The organism is Actinacidiphila acidipaludis, assembly GCF_019890725.1.
GTDB lineage: Bacteria > Actinomycetota > Actinomycetes > Streptomycetales > Streptomycetaceae > Actinacidiphila > Actinacidiphila acidipaludis.
The window spans coordinates 118154-139255 of the sequence record NZ_JAINZZ010000005.1; the positions used below are offsets into that span (position 1 = coordinate 118154).

14 protein-coding genes are annotated in these 21102 nt (G+C 70.5%); 9 read left to right on the forward strand and 5 right to left on the reverse strand.

Annotated elements, in window-relative coordinates; all coding sequences use genetic code 11:
- Nucleotides 1-70 precede the first annotated feature (70 nt).
- The 4 genes from K7862_RS06500 to K7862_RS06510 all read left to right on the forward strand — a co-directional run bounded on the left by K7862_RS06500 (nt 71) and on the right by K7862_RS06510 (nt 6497).
- Nucleotides 71-973 (forward strand): helix-turn-helix transcriptional regulator, encoded by a 903-nt coding sequence (locus K7862_RS06500; RefSeq protein WP_222961448.1) that lies wholly within the window; start codon nt 71-73, stop codon nt 971-973.
- Between the two features lie 224 nt (nt 974-1197).
- Nucleotides 1198-1323: a hypothetical protein gene (locus tag K7862_RS37320; RefSeq protein ID WP_262412754.1), complete on the forward strand. Its 126-nt coding sequence runs from the start codon at nt 1198-1200 to the stop codon at nt 1321-1323.
- Nucleotides 1324-1569: 246 nt separating this feature from the next.
- Nucleotides 1570-3240, forward strand: coding sequence for a serine/threonine-protein kinase (locus K7862_RS06505; protein ID WP_222961449.1), 1671 nt, complete (start codon nt 1570-1572; stop codon nt 3238-3240).
- 224 nt (nt 3241-3464) lie between these two features.
- Nucleotides 3465-6497 carry an FG-GAP-like repeat-containing protein gene (locus tag K7862_RS06510; protein WP_222961450.1) on the forward strand — a complete coding sequence of 1011 codons (3033 nt, stop codon included), beginning with the start codon at nt 3465-3467 and terminating at the stop codon, nt 6495-6497.
- A 191-nt stretch (nt 6498-6688) separates the two neighbouring features.
- On the opposite strand, the gene K7862_RS06515 is transcribed toward K7862_RS06510, so the two are convergent.
- Nucleotides 6689-6997: a hypothetical protein gene (locus K7862_RS06515; RefSeq protein ID WP_222961451.1), complete on the reverse strand. Its 309-nt coding sequence runs from the start codon at nt 6995-6997 to the stop codon at nt 6689-6691.
- 114 nt (nt 6998-7111) lie between these two features.
- Here K7862_RS06515 and K7862_RS06520 point away from each other — a divergent pair, with 114 nt between their 5' ends.
- The 3 genes from K7862_RS06520 (at nt 7112) to K7862_RS06530 (ending at nt 10458) form a co-directional block, all read left to right on the forward strand.
- Nucleotides 7112-7486: an STAS domain-containing protein gene (locus tag K7862_RS06520; RefSeq protein WP_222961452.1), complete on the forward strand. Its 375-nt coding sequence runs from the start codon at nt 7112-7114 to the stop codon at nt 7484-7486.
- Between the two features lie 183 nt (nt 7487-7669).
- Nucleotides 7670-9874, forward strand: coding sequence for a GAF domain-containing SpoIIE family protein phosphatase (locus tag K7862_RS06525; protein ID WP_222961453.1), 2205 nt, complete (start codon nt 7670-7672; stop codon nt 9872-9874).
- Between the two features lie 188 nt (nt 9875-10062).
- The gene (locus tag K7862_RS06530) at nt 10063-10458 is read left to right on the forward strand and encodes an ATP-binding protein (RefSeq protein WP_222961454.1); all 396 of its coding nucleotides are present in this window, start codon (nt 10063-10065) and stop codon (nt 10456-10458) included.
- A gap of 59 nt (nt 10459-10517) precedes the next feature.
- On the opposite strand, the gene K7862_RS06535 is transcribed toward K7862_RS06530, so the two are convergent.
- The gene (locus K7862_RS06535; RefSeq protein ID WP_222961455.1) at nt 10518-12245 is read right to left on the reverse strand and encodes a SpoIIE family protein phosphatase; all 1728 of its coding nucleotides are present in this window, start codon (nt 12243-12245) and stop codon (nt 10518-10520) included.
- 383 nt (nt 12246-12628) lie between these two features.
- Between K7862_RS06535 and K7862_RS06540 the strand changes: the two genes are divergently transcribed.
- Nucleotides 12629-13870, forward strand: coding sequence for a serine/threonine-protein kinase (locus K7862_RS06540; RefSeq protein ID WP_222961456.1), 1242 nt, complete (start codon nt 12629-12631; stop codon nt 13868-13870).
- Nucleotides 13871-13939: 69 nt separating this feature from the next.
- Here K7862_RS06540 and K7862_RS06545 read toward each other — a convergent pair whose 3' ends face one another.
- Both K7862_RS06545 and K7862_RS06550 read right to left on the reverse strand, forming a co-directional pair.
- Nucleotides 13940-14245 carry a hypothetical protein gene (locus K7862_RS06545; RefSeq protein ID WP_222961457.1) on the reverse strand — a complete coding sequence of 102 codons (306 nt, stop codon included), beginning with the start codon at nt 14243-14245 and terminating at the stop codon, nt 13940-13942.
- A 76-nt stretch (nt 14246-14321) separates the two neighbouring features.
- Entirely contained in the window at nt 14322-15482 is a 1161-nt protein-coding gene (locus tag K7862_RS06550) for an NAD(P)/FAD-dependent oxidoreductase (protein ID WP_308011878.1), read from the reverse strand.
- A gap of 240 nt (nt 15483-15722) precedes the next feature.
- On the opposite strand from K7862_RS06550, the gene K7862_RS06555 reads away from it, so the two are divergent.
- Complete coding sequence (locus K7862_RS06555; RefSeq protein ID WP_308011879.1) at nt 15723-16325, forward strand: DUF6461 domain-containing protein; 603 nt, start codon at nt 15723-15725, stop codon at nt 16323-16325.
- Nucleotides 16326-16394: 69 nt separating this feature from the next.
- On the opposite strand, the gene K7862_RS06560 is transcribed toward K7862_RS06555, so the two are convergent.
- Nucleotides 16395-20891 (reverse strand): golvesin C-terminal-like domain-containing protein, encoded by a 4497-nt coding sequence (locus K7862_RS06560; protein WP_308011880.1) that lies wholly within the window; start codon nt 20889-20891, stop codon nt 16395-16397.
- Nucleotides 20892-21102: the final 211 nt, after the last annotated feature.

Genomic DNA, 21102 nt, shown 5'->3' on the forward strand with positions numbered 1-21102 from the left:
AGAAGGTCGCGTCCATGGGGGTACAACCTCAACCCCCTTCGCGCCCTGACCAGCGAATATCATGGATGCCATGAACCAACATCCCGGAAACCGCGGCGATATCCGGGACTTCCTCACCAGCCGACGCGCCAGAATCACCCCGGCGCAGGCAGGACTGCCGACCAGCGCCCGTCGCCGGGTCCCCGGGCTGCGACGCGAGGAGGTCGCCGTCCTCGCCGGCGTGAGCACGGAGTGGTACACCCGGCTGGAGAAGGGGCACATCGGCGGCGTGTCCGAAGACGTCCTCGACGCGGTCGCCCGTGCCCTGCGCCTGGACGACGACGAGCGCACCTACCTGTTCGACCTCGCCCGGTCATCGCGGCACGCGCGTCCCACGCCGTCACGACGCGGGGACGTCGAGGTCCCGCCCCAGGTCCAGTGGCTGCTCGACTCCATGACGACGTCCTCGGCGTTCGTCCGCAACGGCCGCACGGACATCGTCGCCGGCAACCCCCTGGCCCGAGCCCTGCTCACGCCGATGTTCGACAGCGCCACCACCGACAGGCGCGGCCGCCCCAACATCGCCCGCTACGTCTTCCTCGACCCCGGTGCACCGGACTTCTTCGTCGACTGGGACGCCGCCGGCGTCGCCACCGCAGCCCTGCTGCGCGCCGAGGTCGCGCGCGAGCCCCGCGACCGGGCCCTGCGCGAACTCGTCGGCGAGCTGTCCACCCTCAGCCCGGAGTTCCGCAGCCAATGGGCCGCACACGACGTCCTCATGCGCCACGACGGAGTCAAACGGCTCCAGCACCCCCACGTCGGCCACCTGGAACTGACCTTCCGGTCCCTCGACCTGCCCATGCCGGGCCGAGCCGTGCACGACCTGGTCACCTACACCGCCGAACCCGGCACCACGTCCGAGGACCGGCTCAAACTTCTTGCCATCTCGGCTGCGACACAAGCTCAGCCGGCACAGTCCAGCCGGCAGCCGTGACGGTCGGGCAGGCCGGCGGCGCGGGCCGCGGCGAGCCAATGGACGGCGCTTGCACCCGTTATTGACCGCGACCGCGCGGCGCCCCAGGCCGCGGCCGGCTCTGACACGGTTCGTGCACGGCGCCCGGCTGCTCATCCTGCGGATCACCCGGCGAAAGCATCCAGAGGCCCTGCGGCCTCGCGTCTGGCAGCGATACCGTGCTCGGAGCGGAGCGAGGAGGGGGCATGGGACGGCACGGCAGATCAGCGGTCAAGCAGTTCGCGCTGGCCGCCGCTGCCGCCACCCTGCTGTGGTTCGGCAGCGGCTGGCTCGCACACGTCGCGATCCGGGGACTGCTGGGCGGCTGGTGACCGCGGCCTGCGCCAGATCCAGCGTCCCGTAGCACGCTCTCGTCATCGACGCGGCGGACGCGGCCCTGCCGGGGCGTCCAAGAGCCGACCTGTAGGCCGTCGTCCTGCCGGCCGCTGCCGGCGATCACCACCGCGTGTGCAACCGACGCTTTGTGCAACCGGGTTGAAAGGTGAGGCGTCGGTTGTTATCGGTGGTCGGCGACGGACGGTCCGTGGCGCGGGTGGCTCGTGGGGCTGGTGAGTGTGATGGGACCGCGGAGCGTCGGGCCGTTCCAGCTGGAGCGCAAGCTCGGCCAGGGCGGCATGGGGGAGGTCTGGCTGGGGCGGTCCCGTGCCGGGCGCGCGGTCGCCGTGAAACTCGTGCACCGGCACCTCGCCGACGACCCGGCGTTCCGGGAGCGGTTCGCGCGGGAGATCGAGGCGGCCCGGCGCGTCGGCGGCCTCTACACCGCGCCGCTGGTGGACTCCGACCCGGCCGCCGCGCAGCCGTGGATGGCCACCGCCTACGTCGCCGGTCCGACGCTGCGCGAGCGGGTCGAGGGGGGCGGGCCGCTGGAAGGCGATGAACTGACCACGCTGCTCGCACAGTTGGCCGAAGGTCTGGCCAGTGTGCACCGCGGCAGGATCGTGCACCGCGACCTCAAACCGAGCAACATCATCCTCGCCGACGACGGTGTACGACTGATCGACTTCGGTGTCGCGCGGGCCCTCGACGGCACCCAGCACTCCCAGACCGCCGTCGCCGGAACCCGCGGGTACATGTCGCCGGAGCAACTGCGCGGCGAGCGGATCGGCACGGCCGCCGACGTCTTCTCCCTCGGCTGCGTGGCGTGCTACGCGGCCACCGGGCGCACCCCGTTCGGCGGCGGCTCGCTGGAGGAGATCGTGCTCCGCACCCTGACCGAGGAGCCAGATCTCACCGGGCTGCCCCAGCCCCTGGCCCCTCTGACCGCGGCGATGCTGACGAAGGACCCCGCCCGGCGCATCCCGCTGCGCCAGGTCATGGACGCCCTCGACGGCCAGGACGCACCGCCCGAGCCGGACGGCGGCTCGACGGCCACGCAGCCCCACGAGGGGACGTGGTCGGACACTCGGTCGCCGACAGGGCCCGGCTCGCGCCGCTCCGCCCGGCGCCGGGCGCTCGCCCTGATCGGCGTGCTGCTGCTCCTCGGGGTCGCGGCACTCTCCTTCGACGTCTTCGGGCCAGGGAACGCGAAAGGCACGCACGCCTCCGGCTCCGACGGGCACGGCCCGTCGGGACGCCCGTCCGGCAACGGCGGCACCCCTGGGGGCAGTCCGCACACCACCGCGCCCGACACGTCCCCGGCTCCGGTCCCGACGAAGACCGGCGACCCGCCGTCCGCGCTGCCGCTCAGTGTGCCCGGCCTGCTCTCGTCCGCGTTCAAGGACGCCGGCGGGGCCGAGTTCCTCCAGTCGTACAGCGCCACGCACGACTGCTCGCAGGCATCCGCAACGGCCCTGATCGGCCGGCAGTTCGCCGCGAACGGCTGCACCACCATGATGACCGGCGACTACCTGGAGCAGACCCGCACCACCGGCGGCGACTCCCCGATCCTGGTCAGCGTCGAGGTCATCCCCTTTCCGACCACCGCCGACGCCAACCGGGCGTACGGCCTGCTCTACGGGTCGGACTACCCCACCACGCTGTGGTGCCCACCGCAGGGCGTGGGGCACCGGCCTTGCGCTGAACGGGGCGCGATCAACTGGAAGAAGGAGGCCGCGGGGGTGGTACGTCACCACGACAACTACCTGGTGATGGCCGTCGCGCTGCGCACCGACCACTCGTCCGCCCCGGCCGTGTGGAGCGCGATCGTGCACGCCACGTGGGCGGGTGCCTACGCCGTCGGGCCGACCGGGGCCAGGGGCGGATCCGGCGAACTCGTGTCGTGGTCCTGACGGCCGAGCGGCCGTTGAGTCCGAGTCTTCCGGCCGGCGCCGCATCGGCCACGCACGGCAGGGCGGCAACTGCCGTACCCGCGGACGATGCGCGGATTCCGGTTACTCCTGGTACCGTCCGCCTGCGGCGTGATCCACACCGGATCCGTCGCCAGGGGGGCTGGCCGCGTGAGTCGAGGACGACTCCTCACGCCGGTCACGCCGTATGCGGGGAGGTAGACATCATGAAGAGAGCAGTGCAGGCGCGTGCCTGCGCCGCAGGGGTCACGACCATGTGCGCGCTGACGCTCGGTCTGGGGGCCGTGGCGTCGCAGGCGGGCACGGCGTTCGCCGCGGCCGCGCAGGACGTGCGGATAGCGGCGCCCGACGCCGTCGTGCCGCGCGACGTCTCGATCGTCGCCGCGGGGCAGGACGGGGTGCTGGAGCAGGAGGACGGCACCGCCGGGTACTCCTGGATATCCACCGCGAACCGGCAGGTCAAACCGGTGGCCGCGCTCGACGGGGTACCGCGGGACGCGTTCTCCACGCAAGGCGCGGACTTCGACGAGGTCGCGTACACCACCGCACCCGACGGCCCCACGCAGGTCGTCTGGGTGAACGTGAACGACGGGACCGAGGATCGCCTCACGCTGGAGGACGGGTACCTGCACCCGCACGTCCAGCGCCACGTCGTGCTCGTCTCGCAGAAGCTCGACGACGGCACGTACCAGTACCGGATCCTGGGACCGTCCAGCGACGGCTCCCCCTCCGACGTGGCCGTGCCACTGCCCGAGGGTGCGACCGGCGACGCGGACCCCGTGATCCTGGCGAGCAGCGGGGTCCACGTCGTCGTCGGCTACCAGCAGAACGGCCACCGGGCCTTCGGCCTCCTGAACCTGGTCCGCAACAGCGTGGTGGCGCTGCCCGCCGAGGCCGACTCCCGTGCCTTCTCGATGACCGGAGGCTGGATCACCTGGTTCTCGCGGGAAGGCACGGCCGGGATCCGGTACATCGCCCCCGGCAGCGTCGGGGAGACCACCGCCGCGGGCATCCAGGAGATCACTCCGGCCTCCGCCACCAGCGAGGTCCACACCTTCCAGGTCGGCGACAACATCCTCTGGTACGAGGGTGATCACGGGCCGCTGCACCTGATCCCGATCCTGGGCCAGGAGACCGCGCGCGTGGTGCTGCCGGACGTGACGCAGGCGGTACAGGAGCCGAACGGCGCACTGGACGTGGTCAGCCAGGCCCCGGACGGCAGCCGGACCGTCCACAACCTGAGCGTCGACGGCTCCGGACTGGTCTTCGACCTGGCGCTGCGCGACGTGCCGCCGGCGACGTACTACGGTTCCGTGCGGGCGGTGAGCCTGGACCGCGGCACGGTCAGGTTCGCCAACTCCCTGCGCGGAACGCTGAGTCTGGTCGGGAAGGACGTCGGGACGGGGCTCCAGCCTGTGGCCGGCGGGGACCTGCCGGCCGAGGACGTCTCCGGTCCTGGCCGCTTCGCCGACGGCGGCGACGAGGGCCTGGCCCGTCTGGTCACCGACCAGGCCACCGGCCACGACGCGCTCGTCACGGCCGCTGACACCAGCCCGGTCGTGCTGCCCGAGTCCGGTGGAAGCATCCTCGGTGTCTCACCGCAGTACGTGCTGTACCAGGCGGGCGACGGCGGGCGTCAGTACGTGGTGGACATCGTCCAGAACAAGGTGGTGCTGCAGCAGGCCCCGCACGCGTCGGCGCTGAACAACGCCCTGCTGTGGACGGCGGGGACCGCGCCCGGCCGGGTGACGGTCACCGACCTGCGGAACGGGACGTGGCGAACCGTCGACCTCGGCGGCGACTGCGTCCCGGACGAACTGCAGGCCGGCGGCACGATGGTGTACTGGAACTGCGGCGACCGCGCGGGCGTGAACGACTTGGCCGACGGCCAGGCCTACGCGGCCCCGACGGCCGGAGTGCTGCTCGGTGACCACTTCATCGCCACCAACCCGCCGAACAGCACCGAGGTGGACGTCACCGAGCTGTACGACGGTACCGAGACCCCGGTCGCGCCCTTCCGGAACCTGAAGGCCACGACCGCCGCCGACTCCCGCGGCGTCACCTGGACCGTCGACCCGCGTACCGGCGAGGTCGCCTTCGTCGACACCAGCGACGTGGTCCACGTCGCCCAGGCCCTGCCCGACCACGCGCATCTGTCTCCGCTGACCGTGGCTGACCGGTCCGCGGCCATGTCGTTCGACACCAAGGCGGGCACCGCGCATTGGGCAGCGCGGTGGTGGCTGTCGAAGCCCGCCGCCGACTGGCGGGTCGATCTCGCCGACGTCAACGGCGTCGTCGTCCGCAGCTGGACCGGCACGGCGGCCCGCAGCTCGGTGAACGTGTCCTGGGACGGCAGGTCCACAGCGGGCAAGCTCGTCCCGAACGGTGCGTACACCTGGAAGGTGACGGCCGCTCCCGCCGACAAGGCCGGACCGTCCTCGGTGACCTCGGGCACCGTCTCGGTGACCGGCGCCGCCCCGGCGCCCGCGGGCCTGTTCGGCCGGGACACCACCGGCACACTGTGGCAGTACGCGAGCACCGGCAACGCTTCGGCGCCCTACAGCGCGCGCCGGATCGTGGGCGGCGGCTGGCAGGCCTACAACGCCCTGGCCACACCCGACGGGATGCGTGCGGACGGCAGCGGCGAGCTGGTCGCGAGGGACTCCGCCGGCGTGCTCTGGTACTACCAGGGCACCGGTACGAACACCCCGCCGCTGAAGGCCCGGGTCAAAATCGGCAGCGGCTGGAGCATCTACGATCGGCTCGTCGGAGTGCGCGACGTGACCGGCGACGGCCGGGCAGATCTCGTGACACGGGACGCCTCCGGCGTGCTCTGGCTCTACCGCGGCACCGGCAACACCACCACCCCGTTCGCCACCCGCACCAAGATCGGCGCAGGCTGGAACACCTACAGCCTGCTGACCGGAACCGGTGACGTGACCGGCGACGGCCGCCCGGACCTTGTGGCCCGGGACACCTCCGGCGTGCTCTGGCTCTACCGCGGCACCGGCAACACCACCACCCCGTTCGCCACCCGCACCAAGATCGGCGCAGGCTGGAACACCTACAGCCTGCTGACCGGAACCGGTGACGTGACCGGCGACGGCCGCCCGGACCTCGTGGCCCGGGACACCTCCGGCGTGCTCTGGCTCTACCGCGGCACCGGCAACGCCACCACCCCGTTCGCCACCCGCACCAAGATCGGCGCAGGCTGGAACACCTACAACACCCTGATGTGATCTGGTGAACCCGGTGCCCCGGCCTTCGCGGGCCGGGGCACCGCTGCGTCAGGACCGCAAAGGGGCACGGAGTGGTGACGGCACGTCCAGCATGGCCGCCTGACAGCCGTATACGCGAACAGGCTGGAACAATTGCGCCTGGGTGGCGGGGACATGAGCGCGGACGCATGACGTCCCGCGACGCCCCGGCGTCACATCGGGGGCAGTTCCACGCGGCGCCCCCAGATCTGCCAGTTGCCGTCGCAGCGGCGCTGCCAGCCGTCAGGTACAGGCCCGTGGTCCATGAACCCCTCGACTCGTCGCTCGGCCCATGCGGCGAAATCCGCGCGGAACTCCTCGGAGATTCCGGGCCGGACGGCGATGCGGACGCGGATCCCCTCGTTGCGCACCACTCCGGCCACCGCACATCCGCCGAGGTCTGGATCGTCCTCTCGGCCGAAGTCGACTTCTTCGAGCGGCCAACCCATCTCTTCCAGTCGGCGCTCCGCATCGGATGCCACATCACCACGGTAGGACGAAGCCCCAGGCTCAGCGACCGGGCCCGAACTCCGGAGAACGGAGGCGAGGTCCGAGCCTCCCTTGGACGGCTGCCCGCCGTGTGCCAGGATCACAGCATGGCTGAGGAACCCGTTACCGGTGCTGAGGGCGCCTTGCACGTTCCCCTGTCTGTGGACGTCAGCATCGTGGACGACATCACCGTCGTCTCCCCGGCCGGAGAGATCGACTACTCCAGCGGCTCCCGGCTGCGTGAGGCCCTGACCGTGGCCGAGGACCGACCGCCCCGGGTCGTGCTCGACCTGAGCCACGTCGCGTTCATGGACTCGAACGGCATCACCATCCTGCTGCTCACACACAAAGCCCTCGGCGAGGCCGGCGGCTGGCTCCGCATCGCCGGATGCACCTCCCCCGTCGCGCGTGTCGTGCAACTCGTCGGCCTGGACACCGTGATTCCCTGCTTCCCCTGTCGTCAGGACGCCCTCGGCGCCTGACGTCGACAGGGCCGATCCGAACAGGAATGTCAGGTAGATGGCGTTTCTACCCCATCTGACCGGGTATGGCTCGCGTTAGCGCGCGACCTGAGTGCTCGCCTGCGTGGCCCTGCCCGCGGCCTACCGGATCACCGAAGCGCGTCGCACACGGTGATCGTCGACAACCGTATGTGAGCTGCAAGCATGAACAGCACGCCGCAGCAACCCCAGGTCCTGCCGCCGCCGACGAGTGTGTCCGCACCCGGCAGCGGGGACTTGCGCGCGCTGTTCGGCGAATCCTCCGCGGTCATCGCCTCCATGACCGGTCCGACGCATCTGCTGGAGGCGGCGAACCCGGCGTTCTTCCGCGCCATCGGGCGCCAGGACGACGCGCGCGTCGGACTGCCGATCGACGAACTGATGCCGGAACTCGCCGCACAGGGTTTCGTCGCACTGCTGGACCGTGTCTATCGCACGGGAGAGCCCTACACCGGCCGGGACGCGCGGGTCCTGCTGGGTGCTGCGGACCAGACCCGGGAGGCCTTCTTCGACTTCACGTACGAGCCGCGCCGGGACGCGGACGGCCGCGTCACGGGCGTGCGGATGATCGGCGTGGAGACCACCCAGATCAAACAGGCCCAGCGGCTGACCGCCGAGCACCGGGTGCTCCTGGAGCAGATCGCCCGCCAGGCGCCGCTCGAGGAGGTCCTGGAGGGAATGGCGAAGGCCATCGAGGAACTGTCCCCGGGCATGCTGGTCTCGGTGCTGCTCGCCGACGCCGACGGCCGGCACCTGCGACACGGGGCCGCGCCGAGCCTGCCCTCCTTCTACAACGAGGCCATCGACGGCATCGCCACCGGAGAGGCCGTCGGAACGTGCGGCACCGCCGCCCACCGCCGGCAGCGGGTCGTCGTCTCCGACATCGCCGGCGACCCCTTCTGGGAGGGCTACCGTGATCTGGCGGCCCGCGCCGGGCTGGCCGCATGCTGGTCCACTCCGATCCTGGGTCGCGACGGACGGCTCCTGGGCACCTTCGCGATGTACCACCGGGAACCGCGGGCCCCGGACGAGGCCGACCTCGCACTCGCCGGCGTCTTCGCCGGCACCGCGGGACTGGCCATCGAGCGGCACCTCGCGGAGGAGGCCAGGGCAGCCGCGGAGGCCAGGGAGAAAGCCGCCCGCGACGACCTCGCGTTCCTGCTGAACGCGAGCACCGCCCTGAGCGCGGACCTGGACTACTCCCAGACCCTCAGTCGGCTCGCGTCGCTGTGCACACCCGCACTGGCACCGCTGTGCGCCGTCGACGTCGTGGACCGCGGCAGAACACGGCGCGTGGCCGTGGCGGCCACCACCGAACGCGACCACCAACTGCTGGCCGCGCACCTTTCCGACGCACACGCCGAATCCGACGACGCCGTCACCCGCGTCCTGGGCACCGGAGTCACCGAGGTCGCCCGGCGTGCTCCCAGAGGACCGGGGCCCTGGCGGGAACTGCGGGTCACCGGCTACGTGTGCGCCCCGCTGACCGAACGCGGACGGACCTTCGGCACGGTCACGCTGCTCAGCACCGACGACCACGACTTCGACAGCCACGCCGTCACCCTCGTCGAAGAGGTGGCGCGCCGAACGGCGACCGCGGCCCGCAACGCCCGCCAGTACACCCAGCGCGCCACTTTGGCCCGCGACCTGCAGGCCGGCCTGCTCCTTCCCGACATTCCCGACCTGCCGGGCGCCGAGGTGACGACGTACTACCACCCCGCCGGCGAGGGGCTCGACATCGGCGGCGACTTCTACGACGTCTTCCCGCTCGACGACGGCGGCTGGGCCTTCCTGCTCGGTGACGTCTGCGGCCGCGGCGCCCTGGCCGCCACGACCACCGCCCTGGTCCGTCACACCGCCCGCGCCGTCGCCGCATACCTTCCCGATCCCCAGAGCATCGTCCGAGCGGTCAACCGGGCGCTGCTGCAGCCCCACGGAAACCACGACAATGGCTTCGTCACCCTGGTCTACGGCCACTTCACCCCAGCCCCCGGCGGCGGCCTCGACATCGATCTCGTGCGCGCGGGCCACACCTACCCACTCCACCTGACCCGGTCCGGCGTACGCACCCTCAAATCCGACGGCTCGATCCTCGGCATCATGCCGGACCCGCCCCTGACCACCGCTCGCCTTCGCCTCGCCCCGGAGCAAAGCCTGCTCCTCTACACCGACGGCATCACCGAATGCCGGGACGCCCAAGGCGAGCAATTCGGCGAAGAACGCCTCATCTCCCTGCTGGAACGCGCACAGCGCCGGCCGCCCGCCACCCTGGACCTGGTCACCGGCGCCGTGCACGCCTTCACCGGCGGCCGCGCCGGCACCGACGACCAGGCAGCACTTCTGCTGACCGCCACCACCGAGTCCACCTGACCCGGTGAGATCGAAGCGAGCGTCACCGGGTAGATGCTGTGTACAGCCATGCCTCGGAACGTCGTGTTTCTCCGCAGAGCGATATCGTCGCTCCGCCTGCCGCGCCTTCTTCGGCACCATCCCGGGCACGATCACGCGAGGCAGGCCGCACAGTCCATTCGTGCACAGGGAAGGCGGGTCGGGCCGAGATGACGGAACGGATTCTTCCGATAGCCCAGGCCGATGGTCAGATCGCCCTCGCACGGGATTGGGCCCGCCAGGAGACAACCGCGTTCGCCTGGTCGGCAGGATGGCGGCCGGATGCCGGAGTCGTGGCGCTCGTCCTCTCGGAACTGGTGACGAACGCCCTGCTGCACGCCCCCGGTGAGGCGACGCTCTCGCTGATCTTCGAGCCCCGTGGCCTGCGCATCGTCGTCAGCGACGGTTCCCGACGTCCTCCGGTCGAAGGCCATGCCGCACGGACCCAGGTCGGGGGACACGGACTGGACATCGTCGCCGCACTCAGTCACGACTGGGGCGTCATCCAGACCGCCGCCGGCAAGCAGGTCTGGGCCGACCTCACCGATGCCCGCAGCCTGCCCTGAAGGCCGGCGCCACGTCGGCGTCCGCTCGCCCCCTCAGAAGCCCCGCACGTCTCACGGGGTCACTGTCGGACGTTCTGCGTGCCCGGTACGCGCAGGGCGAGCATCGCCACATCGTCGTCGTTGGCCGCGGGCCGGACACGCTGGAGCAGTTGGTCGCAGAACACGTCCAGCCGACGGTGCGCGAGGGCGGCGGCATGGCGGCGCAACCGCTCCAGGCCCTCGTCGAGGGATGCGCCCGGCTCCTCGATGAGTCCGTCGGTGTAGAGGAGCAGCGTCGAGCGCGGTGGGAGCGCCGTGGTCGCGTCCGGTCTCTCAGGAGACGTTCCGGTACCCAGGAGGAGACCGTGCGCCTCCTCGAGGAACCGTGCCCGGCCGTGGTAGTCGATGAGCAGCGGCGGGGGGTGGCCGGCGTTCGTCCACTGCAGGCTCCAGCCGTCCGCGGGGTCGTGCCGCAACCGGCCGAAGACGAGGGTGGCCATGGTCACGTCGGTCAGGTGCCGGACGATCTCGTCCAGCTGGCCGACGATGCTGCCGGGGGTCTCGGGCCGGGTCCACGCGTGGGCGCGCAGCATGTTGCGCAGCTGCGCCATGCCTGCGGCCGCGTCCAGGTCGTGCCCGGCGACGTCACCGATGGCCAGGGCGAAGGACTCGCCCCGAAGCGGGAACATGTCGTACCAGTCGCCGCCGACCTGCGAGGCATGGGGTGCCGACACGTACCGGACGGTCGTCTCCAGACCCGGCACGAGCGGCAGTTTCGGCAGCAGGTGGTGCTGCATGGTTTCCGCGACCCTCACCTGCCGCTGGTAGAGCCGGGCGTTCTCCAGCGAGATCCCGGTGCGCAGGGCGATGTCGTCCAGCAACGCACGGTCGTCGTCGGTGAAGGGCGCTTCCTCCCCGACCCGGCCGAGGGTGAGGGCTCCCAGGACCTCCCGGGGGCCGCGGATCGGCCCGATGACGGCGGACCGGATTCCCGTGGCGGCGAACATGCGCTGTTGTTCCACGGCGATACCGGATGCGGGGTGACGCTCGTAGGTGGCCGGTGTCGCCACGGTGGAGGCCGCCCCCCGCAGCGCCTTCGCCAGCGGCAGAGTCGATCCCTCGGGCATCGGCGGCAGTGGTCCGCAGAACTCCGACCGCTCGGTGAGGACGCCGTCGTCGAGGTGGGCGACCAGGGTTCGCCACACTTCGTCGTTCTCCGCCCGCAGGTCCACGATCAGCCAGTCCGCGAGGCGGGGGACGACGATATGGGCGAGTCGCCGGAGCGTGAGGTCGGGGTCCAGCGTCGAGGTGAGGCGCGACGTCGTCTCGGCCAGCAGCGCCAGGCGTTCCAGTTCCGACAGGGAAGCGACCGCCAGTCCCTGCTCGCGGTCGGCTTCGGCTCCTGACCGCTGGTGGAACACCACGAGGGCGCCCGTGGTCTCGTCCTCGCGTCGGAAGGGGGTTGCCAGCCAGGACACCGGGAGGATCGAGCCGTCACCGCGCTCGAGCCAGCTCGCCTGCTCAGGTGTGGTGCGGCCGGCGAGCATGGCCCGCAGGACCGGGCATGCCGAGCGGTCCAGGTGTTTTCCGTCGCCGTCGCGGTGCAGAAGGTCGTGTGCGTCCTGTCCGACGATGTCACTAGCGGACCGGGCCAGCAGCATTTCCCCGCGTGGGTTCATCGCGGTGATCAGGCCCCGGTCGTCCAGGGCGTAAGCACCCGCGTCGATGCTGTCGAGCACGTCCCCGAGCCCGCGACCTGGCTCGACGGGGCTGGGCCGCCGCCGGCCGGCGCCTTGTGAATCGACCATGCGCGTGTGTCTCTCTCCCCCGTCGCCATATCCCGAGCCTCGCACCGGACGCGGCACCTGTCTTCGCCTGGGGCCACTGCCAGGGTCGGTCATCGCTTCCGCTCCATGCCTTGTCATTCGAAGACTTCTACCCGGCATCGGTGCCGCAATCGCCGTGTCTGGGCCAGGCGGGTGCAGGACGGTCACCCGACAGTCCTGCACCCGCCTGGCCGGGGGCGACGGCACGGATCCTCGGCCTGCCCGCCTTCCCGGGCTGCGCCGCGGAGGTTGTCGGTAACCTGAGGTCCGCCGCGTCAGCCCCGGTGCGCCCGATGGCAGCACGCGGGACGGTGACCTGCGGTTCGTTGAGCTGACTGATCGAACATCGAGGACGGTACGCGAGAGTGCTGGTGGCGGAGCGGTATCGGTTGGACACGGCGATCGGCCGCGGGGGGATGGGCGAGGTCTGGCGCGCCGCGGACGAAGTACTCGGCCGGCCGGTGGCACTGAAACTCCTGCTGGGCGGGGATGCCAACGAGCAGGCGACGGCCCGGTTCCGTCTGGAGGCCCAGACGGCGGCGCGGCTGAACCACCCGCACGTGGTGACCGTGTTCGACTTCGGATCCTGGGACAACCGGTTCTACCTGGTCATGGAGTTGGTGGAGGGCGTCAGCCTGGCCCAGGGCCTGGCAGCGGCGGGCCCGTTCAGCCCGGAGCACGTCGCCGACATCGCCGCACAGGCGGCCGCCGGCCTGGCCGCGGCCCATCGCCAGGGCGTGGTCCACCGCGACATCAAGCCCGGCAACCTGATGCAGGACGGCCACGGGACCGTGAAGATAGCCGACTTCGGCATCGCCCGGTTCGTCGACGACGCGGGCGCGGCGCTCACCAGCGCAGGCCAGATCGTGGGCACCAGCCTCTATCTGGCTCCGGAGCGTGCGCTCGGCAAGCCGGCCGGGCCCGAGTCCGACGTGTACGCCCTCGGCTGCGTCCTCTACCAACTGCTGGTGGGCGAGCCGCCCTTCCAGGCGGACACCGCGGCAGGCGTGCTGCACCTGCACGTCGATGTCCCGCCTGCGCCCCCTTCCCTGCGGTGCCCCCAACTGCCCGGCGCGTTCGAGGAGTACCTCCTCCACATGCTTGCCAAGAGGCCCGAGGACCGCCCCGTCGCGCAGGCGGTGGCCGACTGGTTCGCAAGCGGGGCCTGGCGCGCGGGAACCCAGCCGCTGCCCGCACTGCAAGCGCCGGCGGCAGCCACAACGTATGCGCTGCCTCAAACGAGCGTCTGGCAGACGGCGTCCGATCCCGCGCGTCCGGCCCCTCAAGGAAGGCGCCGCTCAGCGGGCGGCGCGGACCAGCGGATGTGGGTCCGGATACGCGCTCATCTGCGGCGGCACAAGATGCTGACGATCGTGGTCGCGGGGGTCACGGCCTTCGCGGCCGCCGTGCTGATCAGCACGGCCTTCGCGTCCGGCGGCAGCCGGTCGCAGCAACCGGATTCGCAGCCCTCCCCGTCGGTGGGCACCCCCTCCGCCAGTGCCTCCGTCACGGTTCAGGGCCCGGCACAGTCCGGCGTACCGGCAGGTGCCCCGCCCCGGAAGCCCGCGAAGGACGGCAAGAAGCACCCCGAGGACGGGGACAACTGAGGGGCGGTCCGGCGACGTAGCCCCCGCACTACGCCGCAACCGCGGCGAGGTCGAGATGCCGTCATCACCTCAGCGTGCGGCAGGCTGCAGCAGGCGGTCCAGGTTGGCGATGTGGAATATGTGCTCTGCCGATGGGGCGACGATCGCCTGGAGAGCGATGCCCCGGGATCGGGCGTAGTCCTGCGCGTCGACCAGGACATGGAGAGCGGCGACGGTGATGAGGGGGTCGCACAGTGTGACGATCATCGTCGCGGCGACACACTGCTCGACCTCCGCGCACAGAGCCGCACAGGTTGGCTGCTGGTCGCCCAGGTCGATGACGTCGAACACTTCCACCACGGCCGCGCCGCCGTCACTGTAGGCCAGGATGTTCATGGGCATGCTCCCCTGTCCGCACTTCTGCGGAACCGGGGCCGCTTTCCTGACCCGTATTGTCAGCATACCGACGCGGCTAGCGTGGGGGCGAAGGCCACCCATTCCCCGAGGGGAACCGCTCGGGGCGGAAGTCCGCAAGCATCGCGTCTCTCGTCCCGCTGAGGATCTCCGAAGCGAGCAGCCGGCCGATCACCGGCCCGAGCGTGATGCCGCTGTGGGAAACGGCCTCGTAGTAGCCCGGCACGGACGGTACCTCTCCCACCGAGGGAAATCCGTCAGCCGGGATGGGCCGCTGCACCACCCGGGTCTGTGCGATGCGAGCGTCACGCAACTCCGGAACGACGTGGCACGCCGCTTCGTGGAGCCGCTGTGCGAGTTCCGGTGGATCTGCCTCTGTGTCGATGAGTGCGTCGATGAGTCCGTCCACCTCGCGGCTGTGGAGGACCACCTCGGCATCCCCGTGAGGGCGGATCTCGATGTGAGGCGCATGCATGGCCCGACGGACCGGGACACGGGTACAGCCGATCCGGGTGACGACGCCGGGTTCCCGGCGCATCGGCAGGTCCCGTGCCACGAACCGGGCGACCTCGGAGGCACTGGGCCCTGCCGCATTCACGACTGCATCGACGTCGAGAACGCTCCCGTCGGACAGAGCAACCGTCCGGATGCGCCGGTCGGCATCGGTGCCGATGCCACGCACGGCGGTGCCGAAGCGATGCTCGGCGCCGGCCGCGACCGCCTGTCCCACCAGGCGCTCGACGAGATGACGCCCGTGCACCCACGCTTCGTCAGCACAGAAGGCGACGGGAACCCGGTCGGGCAGCTGGAGAGCGGGTTCGAGGCGACGTACCTCAGCGCCCGTAAGCACCTCGACCCGGTAGTCCCAGCTCGTCAGCAGTGACGCCGTTTCCAGCAGCTTCGTCTCGGCCGCGCGGTCGTCTGCCCAGCGCAGGTGGCCACTGGGATACCACCATGAGTCCGGCCCGATGGCCCTGGCGAGCTCACGGTGGGCGGCCATGCCGGCGACGTTCAGGTCGAAGTAAGACTTGAGCGCCGTCTTGTTGCTCGCGTTGACCCAGGAGAAGGACCAGTCGGTGACGCCTTCGCCCGGCCGGCCCGCGTCGATGAAGACCACTTGGACGCCTCGCCGGGACAGGTTCCAGCCCACGCTGGCTCCGAGGATGCCCACTCCGATGACAGCAACGCGTCGGGGCCGCTTCACGGTTTCGATCCTCACGAACGCTCCCTCCACAGATCACTGGCCAACTCCCGTTCCGAGCATGCGAGGCACCGCGTTATCGCGCTCGGACTACCTCGCGGACGTGATGTGAGGTGAGCGGCACCGCCCGCAGGCACGGTGACCGGTACCCAGGCCGGTCGCCCGTGAAGGTACGAGCAGCCGTTGCTCGGTTGTGCCGAGATCATGCAAGGCTTGGTGCGAAGCAATCCCCGGCGCGCGAACGAGACAGGGTGAGCGGTGGACAACGGTGTGAGGTGGCTGGCGGACTCGCCGTGGTACTTCAGTGTCACATTTGTACGGGGCATCAGCGCCCGGGAGTTGGGGATCCGGCTGGGCGCGGACGCGTCGGCGGTCCCGGTGTCCGCGGCAGCGCGGGACATCGAGCCCTTCTTGATCGATCCGAATGCCGGGATCGCCCGCCTCGGGGAGGCCAACGGCTGGGCGTTCGCCGCCGAGTACGGCGAGGCTCGTGGCACCCGGCGCAGCGTCCTCGCCGAGTTGTCGAAGGGGGGCGGTGAGGCGGTGAACCTCGACCCGCAGGTGGATCACCCGCCTCCGATGTTCTCTTGCGCGATGGACGGGGACGTGGTGTGCTCGTTCGGGCTCGGGGAGGAGAGCAGGCGGTGGGGCACCCTTCCTGATCTGCTCAATCCGTCCCTCGAGAGCGCCGGGGTCCTGCTGCCCGACGGTACCCCGCTGACGGTCGGCGCGCAGCGGTGGGCGATGGCCCTGGGCGTGATCGAGCGGCACTTCGGCCTGTCCCTGCCGCGGGGCCAGGTGATGGACGGGGAGCTGCCCACGGTGGCGGTGAGCGGCCATCCGGATCTGCGCACCCTGTGACCGGGAGCCGGCAGCGCCTGGGTGCGACGACCCGGTCAGGGCCGCCGCACCCAGGCGCTCAGTGAAGAATCAGGTGGCGTTCTTCTGCATCACACAGGTGGTGTCCGCCGCCGTGCAGTGATCGAAGCCAGGCGTGGCGACCCAGAAGGCGTCTCCGTCCAGCATGCGGTTGTACCAGACGAATCCACCGGTGCGGCCGAAGGGCGCGAGCGCCCCGGAGTTCTGGTCCAGCGGAATGCTGGCCCGCCCGCACTTCTCCGACCAGTTGGGAATGTCGTAGCGGTCGTCGTCCCTGAGGGTCCAGGTATCGCTGTCGATCGGGGTCGCGTAGAACTGCGCGCATTGGTCCCCTGATGTCACGCCGCTTCCTGACGCGCCGCCGCTCTCCTTGGTCGTGGCGAACGCGTACTCGTCGCAACTGACGTCGGGCGTCTCCGTGCGTCCGGTCCAGCTGTCAGGGCAGATCACACTGCGGTTGTCCGTCTGCCCGTCGGAACTGTAGTGCAGCGGCGACTTGTCGGCCCTGCTGCCGAAGTGGTTGGCGTTGTGCGTCTTCATCAGCCAGTAGTACGCGCCGGCCGCGGGGTAGCGATCGGTGCTGACGGTGTACGTGGGTGTGTAGTTCTTGAAGACGCACCCGGCATTGCCGGCACCCTTGGTGATGTCGTCGCACCGGATGGCCAGGTCGCCGTAGGTGTTGCCCAGGCTGGCGGTGTCCACGACCCCGGGGACGGAGGAGATGGTGCCGCTCAGGTCCCATCCGAGGTTGACCTCTTCCTGGTCCGTACCGTTCCAGGTGGTCGTGAAGAACTGACTGGCCGCGTGGGTGTCCTCGGGGCCGACCCACGTCATCGCTCCCCCGCTCGCCTTGGGACCCTGCGTGCAGTCGTCACAGTCCTCGGACGTGATCCAGCTCAAGGTCACCGCACCGAGCGTGGGCGAGATCTCCATCGGTACGAGCACCAGATACTGGTCGATCTCCGGTGTGTTGTTGAGCAGATGGATCTCCTGGGTCATGGCGAAGGTGGCGGTTCCGATCACCTTCCCGTCGACGACGAAGGCGACGATCAGCGGGTTGATCTTGTTCAGGCATGCGTCAGTGCGCGTGTCCGCGTCGCCCGTGTAGCTGACACTGTCCGATGAGCACCACGGCACGATGCTGGGCTGGCCGGTGGCCTCGGAAAGGGATTTCGCCATCGCGCGGGCTCGGGCGGAACCCCGTGCGGGCGGGGCGCCCATGGTGAGGCAGGTGGTGCGGCCCTTCGCGTCGACGGGGGCGCAGTGCGATCCCGCACCGGCTCCGGGCAGTTGTGCGGCTGAGCGGAGCAGGGAGGCGCCCACGTCCGTACGCGTGCTCGACGTGTGCAGGGCAGCGGCCGCGGGGGTGTCCGGTTCGCCGCGTGTGACGGGGTTCGGCTGCCCTTCCCAATCCGGCAGCGGCGCGGTGTCGTCGGGGTTGGGGAAGGTGATGCCGGGCATCTGCGAGTAGTCGCCCGGAACGAAGGCGACGGCGTCCCAGGCGATGTCCTTGTCGCCGGTGCCGGTGCTGTTGGCGTTGGACAGCCTGACTTCGGGAGCCTGGTCGTTGAACCGGTAGGCGCCGAGGGAAACCCAGGTGTTGGACGAGTTGGCGTTCTGGGAGATCGTCTTGGTCACGGTGCCGAAGGGCGTGACGATCTGGTAGTCGGCCTCCGTGGTCTGCGCTCCGGTGTCGGGGATGTGGACGTAGATCTTCGCCTGCTTCTGGGGCAGGGGCGCGCCGAGTTTCCAGTCGCCCAGGACGGTCATGCGTCCGCCTTCGCCGCCGAGGTGTGCGGCGTTCCGGTCGTGGGCGTACCAGAAGTGTCCCTGGTAGCCGCCGCCTATCTGGTGCAGGTCCCCCTTGGCTTCGTAGCGGGCGACGCCATCGGGATAGTCGGTGTCGGGGTAGAAGGTGAACTGGAACGTGCCCTGGGAGGTGGCGTTGCCGCAGGTGCTCCAGGTGGGTGTCCCGTCGGGTACGGAGTCGACGACGAGTGCGCCGGCAGGTGGCGCCGCGCAGTCGGGTGTGCCGTACTGGAGACGGTAGCCGCGGCCGGGTTCGGCCCGTAGCGTCTGGTACTTGATGCTCTCGTGGCCGCACGTGTCGGCGCAGTCCGGTTTCCAGAGGGTCTGTTCGTTGTTCCACCAGTGGAGTTGGTCGCAGCCGTCGATGTGCTGCGTCTCGCACGGCGGCGGGTTGGAGACGTCGCACGCGTTGTCCGCCGTGCAGAAGGTGTCCAGCGGGGGTTTGATCTGACTGCGCATCTGGTCGGTCAGCCACCATGAGGGCTGGAAGCCGGCGGACGAGAAGCCGCTGTCGCCGGGCCAGTCCTGACGCCCTGAGGTGGCGTAGGAGTGGCCGGTGTCGATGGACCAGGCGGCCCAGCCCATCACCTTCTCCTCGTACGGCCAGTCCTGCGGGTGAGCGGCGTCGCCGTTCGCCTTCGCATCGAGGGTGGTGTCCATGAAGGCCAGCCGCGACGGCGGGTAGATGGGGTTGGCCGGGTTGTTGTACCAGCCGAGTCCCCACGGAACGCCGGGAGCGCCCGCGGGACGGTTGAAACCGAGGTTGTAGTTCCAGACGGCGGTGAACCAGTTCTCCGGCTTGGACGCGTCGTCGTTGTTCACCGTGACGGTCTGGCCGCTGGTGTGCACCTCGTTCCACTTGTCGGCCAGGATCTTCAGCGACGCGGCGACATTGACGGTGTAGTCCAGCGCCACGGCCTTCTGCAGCGTCGGCGACAGAGCGGTCTCACCGGGCTTCTCGTGTCCGGCCATCCGCATGCCGTCGGTGACCTGGCCCACGCCGTAACCGCAGTCGGACTTGGTCCAGTCGATTTTCCAGTAGTCCGAGGGGTCGGAGCCGGAGTGGCCGTAGAAGCCGACGATGCCGGTGAGCGGGTTGCCCATCTGACCGGGGATCGCACCGGATTCGGCCTGCCAGAGATTGGATTCCTGGGCGAGGATGCCGAGTTCGACCTGGGCGGGGATGCGTCCTCCGCCGATCAGGCTCGGCGCGGGAAACAGGGCCTGGGGGTCGATGCTGCTCAGGCCGGTCTGCGCGCGCCAGCCGCCCTGGGCGATCCAGCTCGCGTTCAGGTCGCCGCGCACGGCCATGTCGACCGCCCATTCCACCTGGTTGGGCGTGGGCTGCAGGGCCTGCTCATTGACGTCGTTGCGCGGCACCGAGCACCAGCGGTCGGTGTCCACGGGGTTGTGGTCGTCGGTGTCCGCCGCTGTGGCCCGAGCCTTGACCCGTCCCTTCCGGGCCTGGGCCTTCGCCTGGGTGACGGCTCCGGCGCTGCCCGCGAGAGCGGGCGACAGCGTCGCCGTGCCGGCTGCCGCTGGAGGGGCGCCGACCGTCTGCGTGATCTTCTTGCCCGTCGCGGTGGCGGTGGCGGTCAACTGCACCGACCCGTCGGCCGTGGTCGGCGTCCGGGCCGGGGCGGGGCCCGGTGCCGGTTCAGCGGAGGTGGTGTCGCTGCCGGTGCCCGCGATACTGGCCAGACCCGCCCGGACGCCGGGCGTCAGGACCGGGTCGACGGCCAAGCGCCCCTGGCTCGACAACACCGCTCCGGCGTCCGCGGCTATTCGCGTGACGCCGGTGCCCGCGGTCTTCGGCGTTCCCGTGGGGTGCCCGGTCAGGAACACACCGCCGGGCCCGCCCTGTTTCAGCGCCAGGTCCCCGAGCGGGCCGCCGGCTACCGTGACCACTGTGCCGGAGGCCCACACCTTGGCGTGAGCGGTGCTGTCGCCCTTGTGGTCGAGGAAGGCGAAGGTGTCTTTGCCTGCCTTGTCCTTGCCCGCCGGGTGGATGTCGTACGGCGCGCTGTCGGCCACGGCCAGGCTTGCGACCTTGCCTGTGCGGCCGATGTGCACCAAGTGGTGGCCCAGGGCGGCGACGTCGCCGTCGGCGACCGGCACTGCCGAGGTCACCTGCCCGCTCGCGGTGGTGTTCGCGACGGTGGCGCCGGAGGTGTTCACCGTGACCAGATGCGTCGTGTCGTCGCGATAGGCGGTGAACGCGGCTGTGCGTGTGGCGGGGTTGCAGGACGGGTCGAAGTAGGCCAGCGACGCGGTGAGAGGCAGCTTGGTGACGACGCCCTTGTCGAGGTCCACGACCGCGGTGAACGCGCCGCCCAGCATGAGGTCTTCGTGGTTGGTGAAGGTGCGCGGCGCGTAGACGACGGCTGCGTGCGAGGAGTCGATGACGCAGCTGTTGCCGACCCATGTGTCCGCCGGCATCCCCGGCTCCGCCAGGACCGCCGCGGTCCGCCACGCATACGCCCTATTGCTGTCGGCGACCAGCAGATGCACGCCGTCGCTGTCGGCGGCCGCCACCACGGCTCGGTCCGACGAGGTCCGCCACCCCTTGCCGAGCGTCGCGTCGGGATCGGCTACCGCACCGGGCGCCGGCGGACTGCCGACGCTGCTCGTGTCCGGGGGTGCGGGCCGCGCGTTTGCCGGAACCGCCTGTATGAACCCCGCAAGAGCTGCGGCCACGGCGATGGCCACCGCCATGGTTTTCCCGCGGACGGACGTCACTGCTTCTCCTCTGTTCTGGCTTCACGGATGTGTTCACAGGCACCGGACCAAATCCCGCGCGCGCCCGGCCGGAGGCGATGAGGTGGCGTGCCTTTCCGGTGCGGGCGTCGAGACCGCGCTTGACATACCGATTCCGCATGGACCGAACGTTTCGTCGCTGTACTGCGCGTTGCGCGGCTCTGGCACAGCACACCGTGGACACGCTAGGTAC

Coding starts and splice junctions, on each gene's coding strand:
- K7862_RS06535 (WP_222961455.1), bottom strand. CDS start 12,245: ATGGTCGATTCACAAGGCGCCGGCCGGCGGCGGCCCAGCCCCGTCGAG.
- K7862_RS06510 (WP_222961450.1), top strand. CDS start 3,465: ATGAAGAGAGCAGTGCAGGCGCGTGCCTGCGCCGCAGGGGTCACGACC.
- K7862_RS06525 (WP_222961453.1), top strand. CDS start 7,670: ATGAACAGCACGCCGCAGCAACCCCAGGTCCTGCCGCCGCCGACGAGT.
- K7862_RS06520 (WP_222961452.1), top strand. CDS start 7,112: ATGGCTGAGGAACCCGTTACCGGTGCTGAGGGCGCCTTGCACGTTCCC.
- K7862_RS06500 (WP_222961448.1), top strand. CDS start 71: ATGAACCAACATCCCGGAAACCGCGGCGATATCCGGGACTTCCTCACC.
- K7862_RS06505 (WP_222961449.1), top strand. CDS start 1,570: ATGGGACCGCGGAGCGTCGGGCCGTTCCAGCTGGAGCGCAAGCTCGGC.
- K7862_RS06530 (WP_222961454.1), top strand. CDS start 10,063: ATGACGGAACGGATTCTTCCGATAGCCCAGGCCGATGGTCAGATCGCC.
- K7862_RS37320 (WP_262412754.1), top strand. CDS start 1,198: ATGGGACGGCACGGCAGATCAGCGGTCAAGCAGTTCGCGCTGGCCGCC.
- K7862_RS06545 (WP_222961457.1), bottom strand. CDS start 14,245: ATGAACATCCTGGCCTACAGTGACGGCGGCGCGGCCGTGGTGGAAGTG.